Below are 13,801 nucleotides of genomic sequence, written 5' to 3' on the forward strand. Positions count from 1 at the left end.
GCCTCGTTCTCGAATGTTGGCGTCAATGGTAATCGGGGATGCCCGGCATGGTCATGAAGCCGGGAAGCGCGCGGAAGCGACGCGCCCAGCGGCGCAGCGCCGGATACTCGTCATGGTCGACGCCGAAATCGCGGCTCAGCGCAAACGCCGGAAAAAGCGCGATGTCGGCGATGGTCGGGCGGTCCGCAGCGAACCATTCTTTCTTCTCGAAACCCCGCGCGGTCATATGGTCGTCCATGGCGCGGAGCGCTTGCGCCGCACCGGCACGCAGCCCAGCCTCGTCGCCGGCGGCACCGAACATGGCATGGCGGCGCGCGGCGCCGGCAACGCCGAGATCGCCGGCAGCAAAGAAAAGCCACTGCATCACCTTGGCGAAATCCGCACCATCCGCCGGCAGCCATGCACCCGTTGAATCGTGGCTGCGCGCCAGATGGGCGATGATGGACTCGGCGCCGAACATCGTCATCTCGTCGTCGTGGAGAATGGGCAGGCTGCCCGCCGGGTTCATGGCCAGGAATGGCGGCGTCTTCTGCTCCGCCCCCGGAAATACATCGACTGCAACGGTCTGCCATTCCAGGCCGAGCATGGAAAGCGCCAGCCGCACCTTGTAGCAGTTTTCGTCCAGCTCGTAGTTGTAGAGCGTGATCCTCGCCATCATGCGGCCCACGTCGTCGAGGTCGCGCCGGTACGCCCGGTCTCGAGATGATGACGCAGCTCGCTCGTCCAAGCGAAGAAATGCTCCTGCCCCTTGCCGGCATACTTGGCCGCCGGTCCGTCAATCACGACGTGCAGGGCCGATCGTTTGCCGGTCAGCTCTTGCAGGCCAAGAAGCAGCGTCTCTTCGCCGACCTTCAGGCTGAACAGCGTCCCGCTCAGCGCCTTCAGATCAGCGAGCCCGGATCCGCCGGAGGAAGATGTGGGCGGCATGGCCTGCACGACATCGATCACCATCCCGGCGGAACAGTCGAGATACAGGCTGCGGACCGGCACCACCTCCTCTGGCAAGGCAGGCAGTTCAGGCAATGCTGCTGCCGGGTCCAGCGTCGTCCAGATCATGCCAGCCGCCTCGGCCGTGCTGTAGACCGACACGGTAATGGACGCCGGCACCCTGAGATCGGGGTGGGCCGGAATGTATCGGCACTGGCCGGCCGTGTCGTACTGCCAGCCGTGATAAAGGCAGGCGATATGGTCGCCGCGGACAAAACCGAAGCTCAGCTTCATGCCGCGATGCGGGCAGCGATCCTCCCACACATGCGCTGCGCCACTGTTGTCGCGCCACACCACCAGTTCGTTTCCGCCAAGGCGGATCCCGGCCGAACTGCCCGGCTCGATCGATCCCGACAGCGCCACTGGGTGCCATCCAGCCTGTATCGTCATCCTGCGTCTTCCTCTCTGGAATATCCCCGAATTTCGGCCCGTTCGCAGTCCATCACCAGACAGTCGATTGGTCCCAGGCTACATGCCATCTCGAAGGCATCGATGAGATCGGGCTGGCCCGAAACCTGGACGACAAAAAAATCGTCCGCGGCTTCGTGCACCAGCAGATCGAGATTGAGCCGAGCGGCACGCCTGTCGGCGAACTCGCTAAAGCTCGACGACACCAGTTGGCCGACGAAGCGCAGGCGCGTTGTTTGAGGCGGAGGCGCAAGGTTCTGCGCTTCCAGTAAGTGCTTCATGCCTATATTTCTCCCGGCCTGCACATTTTTTAAGCAATTTTAGAATGTGTCTAGTTAGGCATCATTTTTTGGCTTGTGCAAGCCCCGTTTCCCTGACATCTGTTGCGTATCAGGTGATTGGACACTTGGAAAAAGCCGCGATTATCGAACAACTCGGCAGCCGTCCGTCGCCCAAGAAAACCAGGTGCGGCTTGGGATTGCCGGTCCGGGCGGGTGAGCGTCGATGTCGTTGTCAAGTTTCATTCAGCTTATACCCAAGGTCGAGTTGCACTTGCACCTCGAGGGTGCCGTCTCCACAGAGACATTCGCCGAGCTGGCGGCGCTGAACGCGGTGTCGCTGCCGGACGGCAGACCGACATCGGAGCTCTACAGCTACGGCAACCTGCTGGATTTCCTGAAGATTTACGATCTGGTTTGCGCCTCGATCAGGACTGCGGACGATTTCTCTCGCATCACCTTCGAGGCACTGGAGCGCTGCGCGAAGGCCAGTGCGCGCTACGTCGAACTGTTCTTCAGCCCGCATGCGCATCTGGCTCATGGCGTGGCCTATTCGACTATGCTCGAAGGCATCCTCGACGGCTTTCACCGCGCAAAGGAGCGCTATGGGCTTATAGCAAAGCTGATACCGGCGCATGCGAAGCCGCTCGGCGCGGCCGGTGGGGAGCGCTTCCTGGACATGGTTCTGGCCGAGCGCCCGGCAGAGGTGATCGGCATCGGCTTCGATTACGACGAACGCCCGAACCCACCGCCGATGTTTGCGCGCATCGTCGAGCGAGCGCGGGCGGCCGGGCTCAATGTCACCAACCATGCGGGCGAGGACGGCCCGGCGGGCTACGTCCGCGATACCGTCGACGTCCTCGGCCTGAGACGGATCGACCACGGCTACCACGTGGTCGACGACCCAGCGCTGATGGAACAGTGCAGGGAAATGGGTATCGTCTTCACCTGCTGTCCGAGCACGACGCTGGCCACCACTGTCTGGCGCGACCTTTCCGCGCCCGACCACGCGATCCGCCGCATGATCGAGGCCGGGCTTACCGTGACGATCCACTCCGACGATCCGCCCATGTTCGCCACGACGCTCGACCGCGAATACGCGCTGATCGCGGAGAATTTCGCGCTCGGGCCGCCGGCACTGAAGCGGATCGCGCTGGCTGGCCTGTCCGCCGCATGGCTCGACGACGACATCAAGCAGGCATGGCTGGCCGACTGGTCGGCAGAAATCGACCGCCTCATGGAAACCGAACTGTCTCTCCCGAACTGAACACAACACGGAACAAAGGACCGACGCATGATCGACCTGCGCAATCTCTCCCGCCGAGGCTTCCTCAACATGGGCGCCGCAGCCGGCGCCTCGCTGCTCCTGCCGAAATCCGGCCTTATCACGCCCGCCCATGCACAGACGCCGCTCGCCGCCGTCGCCGAGGAAAACGCTGTCATCGCCTTCGGCCACACCGGTCCGGTGACCGATGAAGGCTGGACCTGGAGCCACGACCAGGGCATGAAGGCCGTGCAGGAAGCGTTCCCGAAGCTGAAGACGCTGTTCGTCGAAAGCATCCCCTATTCGGCCGACGCGACCCGCACCTTCCGCCAGTTCGTCTCGGAAGGTGCCAACATGGTGTTTGCCACCTCCAACTATGGCGACTTCCTCTACGACGTGGCCAAGCGTTCGCCGGACGTCGCCTTCTATGAATGCGATGGCCGCAACCCGCTCGAAAATCTCTCGACCTATTACCTCGCCCATTGGTACCCGACCTACGTCACCGGTGTCGCCGCGGGCCTGATGAGCAAGAGCGGCAAGCTCGGCTACGTCGCCTCCTTCCCTGTTCCGTCGGTCTTTTCCGGCACCAACGCCTTCCTGATGGGCGCCCGTTCGGTCAATCCCAACGCCACGGTGCAGACCATCGTCATCAACTCGTGGTTCGATCCGCAGGCTGCCACCCAGGCCGGCACCGCACTCATCGATAACGGCGCCGACCTTCTGTTCGGCATCATGGACGAAGCAGGCTATCTGCAGGTGGCCGAGCAGCGCGGCGCGAAGGCCGTCATGTGGAATACCGACATCCGCCGCTACGGGCCGAAGGCCTACGTCTCCTCGATCGCCATCGACTTCAAGAAATTCTATGTCGACCAGGTGCGCCTGCGCCTCGAAGGCAAGTGGACGCCCTCGCAGACCATCCTGCCGATGGGCGGCGGTATCGACCGCGATGCCTGGGGCGAGACGGTGCCCACCGAGGTCGCAAAGCAGGCCGATGCCGTGCGCGACAAGATTCTCGGCGGCTGGAGCCCGTTCGAGGGCGAGATCAAGGACACCAAGGGCAACGTCAAGGTGGCTGCCGGCCATCGCATGACCGAAGAGGAACTCTACAACTGGGATTGGTCGATCGAAGGCGTCAGCGGCCTCCAAGCGTGATCCCGAAAGATTGCAGAGTTTTCGGATAGACTATGCGGCAGAAGGCAAAGAGCTGAGCGGGATGAATGATTTTGTTCCAGTTCATCATGCTTCGAGCGAGCACCGCTACGGCGGCATGGAGGTGCCGTCCACCTCCCCGGGGCGTTACGAGCCTGGCTCCGGCGCGCCGCCGCTCGTGCTGCTCAAGGGCATCAGCAAATATTTCCCCGGCGTCGTTGCCAACCAGGATGTCGACCTGGACGTGATGCCGGGGGAGATCCACGCCTTGCTTGGCGAGAATGGCGCCGGCAAATCGACCTTGATGAACATCCTCACCGGCATCTATCAGCCGGATGCCGGTGAGATCGTCGTCGACGGCTATGCCAAACGTTTCGCATCTCCAGTCGATGCGATCTCCGCCGGTATTGGCATGGTCCACCAGCATTTCAAGCTGGTGACCGCCTTCACGGTTGCCGAGAATATTCATCTCGGCTGGTCCGAAACGCCCAAGCGTATTGGCTCGTCGGTGCTCGAGGCGCGGACTGCCGCACTGGCCGACAAGCTGAACCTCGCGGTACGGCCATCCGCGCGCGTCGCCGATCTTTCGACCGGCGAGCAGCAGCGCGTGGAAATCCTACGCGTGCTCGCGCGCAACGCTCGCGTTCTGATCCTCGACGAGCCGACTGCAGTGCTTACTCCGGCGGAAGCGCGCGAGCTCTTCAAGGCGCTCAAGCAGTTCGTGTCCCGGGGCAATGCGGTGGTCTTCATCAGCCACAAGCTCGACGAGGTCCTGGAGATATCCGACCGCATCACCGTGCTGCGCGGCGGCCGCAAGGTGGCCACCGAAAAGACTGCGGACTGCGGCGAGAAGATGCTGGCGCGCCTGATGGTTGGCCGTGAGATCGTGCTTAGCAATCTGCGTGCCAGGCAGCCAGGCGCGGCCGGCATCTCCGCCGAGCCGGTGCTCAGCCTCAAATCCGTCGTCGCGCGTGACGACGTGGGCGGCATCCTTCTCGACCAGGTTTCGCTCGACATCCATGCCGGCGAGATTCTCGGCATCGCCGGTGTGGCCGGCAACGGCCAGAAGGAGCTGACCCAGGTCGTCACCGGCTTACGGCCGATCCACTCCGGCCAGATACTGCTCGGCGGAAAGGACGTCACGACCGCCGGCGCGGTCGATTACGCGAAGTTCGGCGTCGGCCACATTCCCGAAGACCGGTTGCACAGCGGCCTGGCGCCGGCGCTTTCAATCACCGATAACGCCATAATCCGCGAATATGCGTCGCCGCCTGTTTCAAAGGGCTTTGCGTTCCGACCGCGCCTTGCGGCAGCTCTCGCGCGCACGATCGCCGAAGCGGCATCCGTTGCGGTGCCCGATTTCGGCATGCCCATGCGCAACCTTTCCGGCGGCAACCAGCAGCGCCTCGTCGCACGCCGCGAGATGCGCATCGCAAGCAAGGTTCTGATCGCCGCCTATCCGAGCCGCGGCCTCGATGTCGGAGCGATCAACACGATGATGCACTACCTCGTCGAATTGCGCGATGCCGGCGTCGGTGTGCTCTTCATTTCCGAGGAGCTGGAAGAGCTGTTCAACCTGTCGGATCGCATCGCCGTGATGTTCCATGGCAGGATCATGGGCGCGGTGGAGACTGCCTCCACCGACATCGAGGAAATCGGCCTGATGATGGGCGGGCAGATGCGGTCCAGTGCTGGCGCCCAGGCCGCTGCCGGGAAGCACTGACCTTGGCGATCAAGCTTCAGCGCGTTCCATCCGCGCAGCCCTCCGTTGCCTTTGCGGCACGTGCCCTGGCGATCGTGCTGGCGCTGGGGGTCGCCGGCCTGGTTCTGGCCGCTCGCGGCAATGCTCCCGTCGAACTCGCCTGGGAGGTGCTCAGCTCGACTTTTGGCTCGAGCTTCGGGCTGGAAGACGTCGGACTTCTGGTCACTCCCCTGATCCTGACCGGCCTGTCGGTCTGGGTAGCGCTGAGAATCGGCGCCTGGAACATCGGCGCGGAGGGCCAATTCTATGCCGGCGCCTTCAGCGCCACGGCGGTCGCGCTGTTCATTCCCGGCCCGACCTGGCTGATCCTGCCTGTTATGTTCACCGCTGGCGCGCTCGGCGGGCTGCTCTGGATACTGGTGCCGACGCTGGCGCGCGCCTACGCCGATGTCAGCGAACTCATCACCACCCTGCTTCTGAATTTCGTGGCGACGCTGATGGTTTATTACGTCGCCACCGGCCCATGGCTCGACCCGAGCGGCCATGCGCTCGCGACCACTGCACGTCTGCCGCATGACGTGCCTGAATTCTGGGGTATCGTGCACTACGGTTTCCCGCTGGCGATCCTGCTCACTTTTGTCATCGCAGGACTGCTCAACTACACGCGCTGGGGTTACGAGGTGCGGGTCGCTGGGTCGAACCCGAGCGCGGCGCTTTATGCGGGCATGCCGTTCCGGCGCCGCCTGATCGTCGTCCTGCTGATGTCGGGAGCGATCGCCGGCATCGCCGGTATGCTGGAAGTAGCTGGCACGGTGCATCGCCTGCAGGGCGGCATCTCCAACAATTTCGGCTATCTCGGCATCATGGTCGCGGTGCTGGCGCGCGGTTCCTCACTTGGCGTGCTCGCAGGCGCGGCTTTGATGGGCGTCATCCTGAATTCGGGCATCATCCTGCAGACGCAAGGCATCACCGTCTCGGCCGTGCTCGCCATCACCGGACTGATCCTGTTCTTCACGGCGATCGGCAACGAACTCGCTCACTACCGCATCACGCGGACCGAACCGGCCGCGAGCTGAGGAAACACCCATGGACATGATCGCCGGACTGATCCAGACCTCCATTCTCGCCGGCGGCGTGCTGGCGCTGGCGGCGCTGGGCGAGACGCTCTCCGAGCGCGCCGGCGTCGTCAATCTCGGCGTCGAAGCGCTTATGGCACTCGGTGCAATCACTGGCATCGCGGTCGTCGTCGCCACGCCGCACCCTATGCTCGGCTTCGTCCTTGCGCTTGCCGTCGGTTTCCTCGTTGGCTGCGTCTTCGCTCTTGGCACCGTCGTCGTCAAAGCGAACCAGGTGTTGTGCGGCCTGGCGCTGACGCTGATGGGCACCGGCATGGCCGCAACGATCGGTCGCGCCTATTCCGGCATGCCGGCGCCGGCGACCTTCGCGCCGATCGCTATTCCCTATCTTAGCGACATCCCGCTGCTCGGTCGCGCGATTTTCACGCAGAACATCCTTGTCTACCTGATCTACATCGTCCTGCCGGTTGCGCTGCACTACATCATGTTCCGCACGCGCCACGGGCTGAACATGCGCGCGGTGGGCGAAAACCCCGCGGCAGCCGACGCCGCCGGCATTTCGGTGCAAAGCATCCGCTTCTGGTATGTCGCCGCGGGCTCGGCGCTGGCGGCCGGCGCCGGCGCTTACCTCACGCTTGCCTTCGTTCCCTCTTGGTCGGAAGGCGTCGTGGCCGGCCGCGGCTGGATTGCCGTCTCTCTCGTCATCTTCGCAGGCTACCGGCCCCTCAACGCCGTGCTGGCCGCTCTGCTGTTCGGTCTCATCACCTCTCTCGGCTTCGTCGGCCAAGCACGCAACTGGCCGATCGCGGCGCCGATCCTGTCGATGCTGCCCTATCTCGGCACGATCGCCCTGATCATCGTGCCGGTGCTTGCCTGGCAGCGCATGCGCCGGGTAATGGCCGCGCCGGCTGCTCTCGGCGAACCCTATTTCCGCGACATGCGTTGAGACCATCATGCCCCGCCTGCTTGTCAAGAACATCGATCTGCTCGCCACCTTCGATGGTACGCGCCGCGAGATTTCCGACGGCGCCTTGTTGATCGACGACAACGTCATCGAAGCGGTCGGCACCACCGCGGAACTCAGTGCCTCCAGTGCCGACGAGGTGCTCGACCTATCGGGCCATGTCGTCATGCCGGGCATGGTGAACACGCATCATCATATGTACCAGAACCTCACCCGTGTGATGGCTCAGAACGACGAGCTGCTTGTCTGGCTGAAGACGCTCTATCCGATCTGGGCCGAGCTCGACGACGATGCGATAGGCGTCTCGGCGCGCGTAGCGATGGCCGAGCTCATCCATTCGGGCTGCACGACCAGCTCCGATCATCTCTACATCTTGCCCAACAACTGCACGCTCGACGCGACGATCGGTGCGGCCCGCAATATCGGTCTGCGTTTCCACGCTGCGCGTGGAGCCATGTCGCGCGGCGAAAGCCAGGGCGGCTTGCCGCCGGATCGCTGCGTCGAAAAGGAAGAGGATATCCTGAAGGATGCCGAACGGCTGATCGGCGGCTATCACGACGCGTCGCGGCATTCGATGAGCCGAATCATCCTGGCTCCTTGCTCGCCGTTCTCGGTGACTCCGGAGTTGATGCGCGATGCGGCATCGCTGGCGCGCAGCCACAAGGGCGTGAACCTGCATTCGCACCTTGCCGAAGAGCTTTTCGAGGAGAAGTACTGCCTCGAAATCTATGGCAAGCGGCCGGTCGAGTTCGCCGAATCCGTCGGCTGGCTCGGTGACGACGTCTGGTTCGCCCACTCGATTTTCATGACCAGCGACGAGATCGACCGCTTCGCCGAAACCGGCACCGGGGTCGCCCATTGCCCGTCGGCTAACATGCGCTGCGGCCAGGGCATCGCGAAGATCCGCGAGATGCTCGAAAAGGGCGTGAAGGTCGGCCTTGGCGTCGACGGCTCGGCCTCGAACGACACGTCGAACCTGTTCATGGAAGCGCGGCTGGCGCTGATGCTTCAGCGTGTCGCGCCGCACCACTACCTCTCCGAAAAGCCCGGCGGCCGCGGCGGTTTCGGCGGCACGCCGACGGCGCTGTCCGCGCGCGAGGCCCTCGAAATGGCGACGCGCGGCGGCGCTGCCCTGCTCGGTCGCAATGACATCGGCCATCTCGCGCCCGGCATGTGCGCCGACTTCATCGCGGTCAAACGCAGCCAAGTCGGCCTTTCCGGGACCGAGCGCGACCCGCTCGCCGCGCTGGTGCTTTGCGGACCCTTCAAGGTCGACTATTCCTACATCAACGGCCGGCAGATTATCGCGAGAGGCGACTTCGCCTCTTTCGATGTCGAGGCGGCGATGGCCGACCACCGGGCTGTGATGGACCGCATCTATCGGCAGTGAGATAGCACAGGAAGGACGCAACAATGACCATTAAGCGAGCTGCGGAGCAGGCGGCCCTCGATCAATGGTATTGCATTGACGCGCTGAACGAGATTCCGGTCGGCACGATGGCGAGCCGGCTTCTGGGCATCGATCTGTTGGTAGCCCGCGATACGGCAGGCGCGGTCAATGTGTCGCGTGCCGGCGACGGCAGCCAAGTCCCGGCCAAGGAACGCTACGGCTATCTATGGATCACGCTCGGCATGCCGGCCGGCGATGTGCTGTCGATCCCGGAGGCCTATGAGGACGATCGCCGGCCTGTCGTTTGCGGAGCGATCGCGGTAAAGGCGTCCGGCCTGCGCATCGTCGAGAATTTCCTCGACATGGCGCATTTCCCCTTCGTCCATACCGACATATTGGGCGCCGAGCCGCACACGGAAGTGCGGCATTACACAACCGAAATCCGCCGCGACGTGGATGAGGTGTGGGCGACCAACTGCGAATTCTTCCAGCCGCAGGCAGCACTCTCGGCGACCGGCGGCATCATGACCCAATACATGTACCGGGTCGCCAATCCTTTCGCGGTGATGCTCTACAAGACCTGCCCCAACGCGGCTACCCGGTGGGACGTGATCTGTCTGTTCGTGCAGCCCCTCGATCCGGACCGCTGCCGCGCGCACCCCGTCATGTTCCTGATCGACGACGTATCGACCACGACCGAACTTGTGCAGTTCCAGCAGCTCATCTTCCTGCAGGACCGCATCATCCTGGAGAACCAACGGCCACTTCTTTTGCCGCTCGAGCCGCGCGCGGAAATCCCGACGCGGGCCGACGGCTCGTCGATCGCCTATCGCCGCTGGCTGAAGGAGAAGGGCATCACCTACGGCACGACGGCGCAAGCCGCATGAGCGGCAGCCCTTCCGATATTGTCATCGGCACCGACGGACAGGCAATCGCGCTCTGGCGCTTCGCGACGGCAGTGCGTAGCTGTTCTTCGGCGGAGGACAGGTGAGCGACCTGAGCGGCAAGACGCTTCTGGCCAGCGGCTTTCACGCGCCAGAGCGCGGGCTCGTGGAAGAGTTGCTCCATGCCCTGATCGCAATCGATCAATCAGGCATCATCGTCTCGGTGCTGCATCCGCATGATGCCGGCTATGACGAGGCGCTGGAGGCCGCGCGCCGGACCGGTTCGCTGGCGACCTTGCCGGCGCAGAGTTATCTGCTGCCCGGCTTCGTCGATCTTCACGTGCACGCGCCGCAATATCCGCAGCTCGGCCGGGCGCTGGACGTGCCGCTCGAGGCCTGGCTCCACAAACACACGTTTCCCCTGGAGGCGCGCTACGCCGATCTCGCCTTCGCGCGGCGCAGCTACGGCCTGCTGGTCGACGACCTGATCGCTAACGGCACGACCACAGCGCTCTACTTCGCAACCATCCACCAGGACGCGACAAGGCTGCTCGTCGACATTTGCCTCGAACGCGGGCAACGTGCGCTGGTCGGCAAAGTGGCGATGGACAATCCCGACGAGTGCCCGGCCTATTATCGCGATACCTCGGCGGACGAGGCCATTGATGGCACGCGCGCTCTGATCGACTACGTGCATGGGCATCCAGACAATGCCACGGGACGGGTAAAGCCGGTCATTACGCCGCGCTTCATCCCCTCCTGTACCGACGCCGCCCTCGAAGGGCTCGGCACGCTTGCGCAGGAATGCGGCTGCCATGTGCAGACGCATTGCTCGGAGAGCGACTGGGCGCATGGCTACGTGCTGCAGCGCCACGGGATCAGCGACACGTCTAGCCTTGATCGCTTTGGCCTGCTGCGCGCCGGCAGCGTGCTCGCGCACGCCAATTTCATTACGCTTGCCGACATGGAGACGATCCGCGTGCGCAAGGCGGCCGTGGCGCACTGCGCCGTCTCCAACGCCTACTTCGCAGGCGCCGTGTTCCCATTGAGGGCGGCCCTCGAGAAGGGTGTCAAGGTCGGGCTCGGCACCGACATTTCCGGGGGACCGAGCGCCTCGATGTTCGATGCGATGCGCGCGACGGTCATGTCGTCGCGCATGCTGGAAACCGGCACCGACCCGGCGCTAGCGGCCGAGACGCGCGGCACGGCTGGAACGGCACGCGTCGACTTTCGCGAGTCCTTCCACCTGGCGACGGCAGGCGGTGGCGCGGCACTCGGCTTGCCTGTGGGGCGATTCTCTCCTGGCTACCATTTCGATGCGATCCTGGTCGACACCGCCGCGCCCAGAGGCACAATTCACCTGTGGGACGAACTCGACGACGGCGACGGCATCCTTCAGAAGATCGTCTACTCCGCTTCCAGGGCCAACATCGCGTCGGTCTGGGTCGGCGGGAGAGCTGTTCTCGCCTAAGCGGACGGGAGGCTGTGCCGAGAACCAGGAATCTTCCCGTGTTATTCCTTACGGTCGGGGCACGTCATGGATTTTGATCAGTATTCGCCGACGTCGATGACAGCCTGGGCAAAGGCTTGCGGGGCTTCTTGAGGCAAGTTGTGGCCGATACCGCCGGTGATGATCCGGTGCGTGTATCTGCCCGAGAATTTCTTGGCGTAGGAACTGCTGTCGGGATGGGGTGCGCCATTGGCATCACCCTCAAGGGTAATGGTCGGCACTGTGATCACGGGAGCTTCGGCCAGCCGGTTTTCCAGAACGTCATATTCCGGCTCGCCCTGTGCCAGGCCGAGCCTCCAGCGGTAATTGTGAATGACGATGCTGACGTGATCCGGGTTGTCCAGTGCTGCGGCGCTGCGCTGGAAGATGTCATCGTCGAAATTCCACTGCGGCGAAGCGAGTTGCCAGATGAGTTTGGCGAAATCGCGCGTGTATTTCTCGTAGCCGGCGCGGCCGCGATCCGTGGCGAAGTAATACTGATACCACCATTGAAGCTCCGCCTCCGGTGCCAGCGGCACCATGCCGACGCGCTGATTTCCGATGAGATAGCCGCTCACCGAGACGATCGCCTTGCAACGCTCAGGCCAGAGCGCGGCAACGACATTGGCCGTTCGGGCGCCCCAGTCGCAGCCGGCGATCGTGGCCTTTTCGATCCCCAGCGCATCCATCAGGGCGATCGTATCCGCGGCGAGCGCCGACTGCTGGCCATTGCGCATCGTCTCGTCCGACAAGAATCGTGTGGTGCCGTAGCCGCGCAGGTAGGGCACAATCATGCGGTACCCCTTTGCGGCAAGCAGAGGAGCGGCGTCGGTGTAGGTGTGAATGTCATAGGGCCAGCCATGAAGCAGGATCACTGGAGCACCTTCGGCAGGCCCCAGCTCCGCATATCCGACGCTCAGTTTTCCGGCATTGACCTGTCTGAGCGAGCCGAATGATTCCGGCCTGGCTTGCGTCGCGGACGCCCTCGCCTCGACCATCCAAGTGGCTGCCGGCGCGCTCAAGCCGAGTTCGGTGGCGGCGAACGTCATTGCTGTCGCACCGACAATGCGCCGGCGGCGATGATCGACCGTGTCGGGAGCCTTACTCGCATTCATGATGAAGCCTCTATGATGACCAACAAGCGGGAACAACTAGACCGGCCGCCGCATCGGCCAACAAGAAACATTGCGCTTATTTCGACGGTGACTGCGGCGAATCCAGGATTGTAACCCTCGGCCAGGAGGCAGTGGGGCGAGCTCTGACTGAATGTCGGTAAGGTCCAGCGTTTCCTCGATTTCCCTCCGGAGAAATTCGAGACGTAGGCCATCCCCGCGGTTGGAAGCGGCTGGATGTAGCATCCGCAGGAACGGCAGCATGAGAATGACTCCTGATCTTCTGTTGGGGCGAGAGGATATGTTGCATCTGATCTTATGCTCGAAGTCGCCCTCAGCTTCAGACGAGGCCCTCACGATCCATTGCGATGCGCACGGCCGGCCGGGCAGCCATTCGGGCGCGAAGGGCTTGCAAGGGCGCGGGAACAGGGACGTGGAAGCGCGCCGCCCAAAGCAGCATCACGAAAAGATAAAAATCCGCGACGCTGGGTTTGTCGCCGAACAGATAGTCGGTCTCGAGCCCGTCAGCGAAGAACTCGAGTTGGCTCGTAATCGTCGCGCTCGCCTTGGCCTTTTCGGCATCGCTGCTTTGGTGCCACATCGGCTTGAAGCTTCGGTGTATTTCAGTTGAGACGTAGGTCAGCGCTTCGAGAAGGCGGGTACGGCCCAACGGCCCCGCCACTCCCAGTGGCGGGTATTGCGACGCAATCCAGTCGAGGACGGCGATATTTTCCGTCAGCGTTTCGCCGCTATCCAGCACGAGGGCTGGAACGTAGCCCTTGCGCGTGACGGTAGTGAAATCATCCCCGGAGCCTGTTCGTTTGGTCTTGAGGTTGACACTTTCGCGCTCGAAGGAAACACCGGCCTCTTCCAGAGCGATGTGGTCCGCCAGGCTGCAGGCGAGAGGGCTGTAGTAGAGTTTCACCGCTTTTCCCTTTTCTAAACCCGATTGAATCCCGCAACTGGTCGTCGCCGAGCGGAAAACCTGCCCCGCGCCACGCGAGACGACCGCTCCAGAAACTCGCATTTGGCGGAGACGACGACTACGACACCGACAGCTAGACGTGCCTATGCCGAGGTATGGTCGGGCTGAAGTTC

13 protein-coding genes are annotated in these 13,801 nt (G+C 63.3%); 8 read left to right on the forward strand and 5 right to left on the reverse strand.

The annotated features are described in order from the left end of the window. Nucleotides 1-22 precede the first annotated feature (22 nt). Genes NKH16_RS14530 through NKH16_RS14540 form a run of 3 tightly spaced genes read right to left on the reverse strand, consistent with a single transcriptional unit; the run spans nt 23 to nt 1,676 of the window. Nucleotides 23-658: a glutathione S-transferase family protein gene (locus NKH16_RS14530; RefSeq protein ID WP_352899988.1), complete on the reverse strand. Its 636-nt coding sequence runs from the start codon at nt 656-658 to the stop codon at nt 23-25. After that, nucleotides 655-1,350 (reverse strand): Rieske 2Fe-2S domain-containing protein, encoded by a 696-nt coding sequence (locus NKH16_RS14535; RefSeq protein WP_352899991.1) that lies wholly within the window; start codon nt 1,348-1,350, stop codon nt 655-657. The genes NKH16_RS14530 and NKH16_RS14535 overlap by 4 nt, the downstream gene beginning before the upstream one ends. Before the next feature lie 23 nt (nt 1,351-1,373). Continuing rightward, nucleotides 1,374-1,676: a hypothetical protein gene (locus NKH16_RS14540; protein WP_352449820.1), complete on the reverse strand. Its 303-nt coding sequence runs from the start codon at nt 1,674-1,676 to the stop codon at nt 1,374-1,376. 223 nt (nt 1,677-1,899) lie between these two features. Between NKH16_RS14540 and add the strand changes: the two genes are divergently transcribed. The 8 genes from add to guaD all read left to right on the forward strand — a co-directional run bounded on the left by add (nt 1,900) and on the right by guaD (nt 11,573). Further along, nucleotides 1,900-2,940 (forward strand): adenosine deaminase, encoded by a 1,041-nt coding sequence (gene add, locus NKH16_RS14545; protein ID WP_352834044.1) that lies wholly within the window; start codon nt 1,900-1,902, stop codon nt 2,938-2,940. 27 nt (nt 2,941-2,967) lie between these two features. Then, the gene (locus NKH16_RS14550) at nt 2,968-4,089 is read left to right on the forward strand and encodes a BMP family ABC transporter substrate-binding protein (RefSeq protein WP_352449822.1); all 1,122 of its coding nucleotides are present in this window, start codon (nt 2,968-2,970) and stop codon (nt 4,087-4,089) included. A 115-nt stretch (nt 4,090-4,204) separates the two neighbouring features. Continuing rightward, nucleotides 4,205-5,809 carry an ABC transporter ATP-binding protein gene (locus NKH16_RS14555; RefSeq protein ID WP_352834197.1) on the forward strand — a complete coding sequence of 535 codons (1,605 nt, stop codon included), beginning with the start codon at nt 4,205-4,207 and terminating at the stop codon, nt 5,807-5,809. Nucleotides 5,810-5,811: 2 nt separating this feature from the next. After that, nucleotides 5,812-6,864 carry an ABC transporter permease gene (locus NKH16_RS14560; protein ID WP_502894821.1) on the forward strand — a complete coding sequence of 351 codons (1,053 nt, stop codon included), beginning with the start codon at nt 5,812-5,814 and terminating at the stop codon, nt 6,862-6,864. 10 nt (nt 6,865-6,874) lie between these two features. Beyond that, nucleotides 6,875-7,810 (forward strand): ABC transporter permease, encoded by a 936-nt coding sequence (locus tag NKH16_RS14565; RefSeq protein ID WP_352899995.1) that lies wholly within the window; start codon nt 6,875-6,877, stop codon nt 7,808-7,810. Nucleotides 7,811-7,817: 7 nt separating this feature from the next. Next, nucleotides 7,818-9,218, forward strand: a complete 1,401-nt coding sequence (locus tag NKH16_RS14570; RefSeq protein ID WP_352899996.1) for an 8-oxoguanine deaminase — start codon at nt 7,818-7,820, stop codon at nt 9,216-9,218. Nucleotides 9,219-9,241: 23 nt separating this feature from the next. After that, nucleotides 9,242-10,105, forward strand: a complete 864-nt coding sequence (locus NKH16_RS14575) for an aromatic ring-hydroxylating dioxygenase subunit alpha (RefSeq protein ID WP_352834050.1) — start codon at nt 9,242-9,244, stop codon at nt 10,103-10,105. 100 nt (nt 10,106-10,205) lie between these two features. Continuing rightward, nucleotides 10,206-11,573, forward strand: coding sequence for a guanine deaminase (gene guaD / locus NKH16_RS14580; protein ID WP_352899999.1), 1,368 nt, complete (start codon nt 10,206-10,208; stop codon nt 11,571-11,573). A 77-nt stretch (nt 11,574-11,650) separates the two neighbouring features. Here guaD and NKH16_RS14585 read toward each other — a convergent pair whose 3' ends face one another. Continuing rightward, nucleotides 11,651-12,706, reverse strand: coding sequence for an alpha/beta fold hydrolase (locus NKH16_RS14585; protein WP_352821442.1), 1,056 nt, complete (start codon nt 12,704-12,706; stop codon nt 11,651-11,653). A gap of 337 nt (nt 12,707-13,043) precedes the next feature. Further along, the gene (locus tag NKH16_RS14590; RefSeq protein WP_352455799.1) at nt 13,044-13,628 is read right to left on the reverse strand and encodes a glutathione binding-like protein; all 585 of its coding nucleotides are present in this window, start codon (nt 13,626-13,628) and stop codon (nt 13,044-13,046) included. Nucleotides 13,629-13,801 lie beyond the last annotated feature (173 nt).

Source organism: Mesorhizobium sp. M1307, assembly GCF_040318155.1.
Lineage (GTDB): Bacteria > Pseudomonadota > Alphaproteobacteria > Rhizobiales > Rhizobiaceae > Mesorhizobium.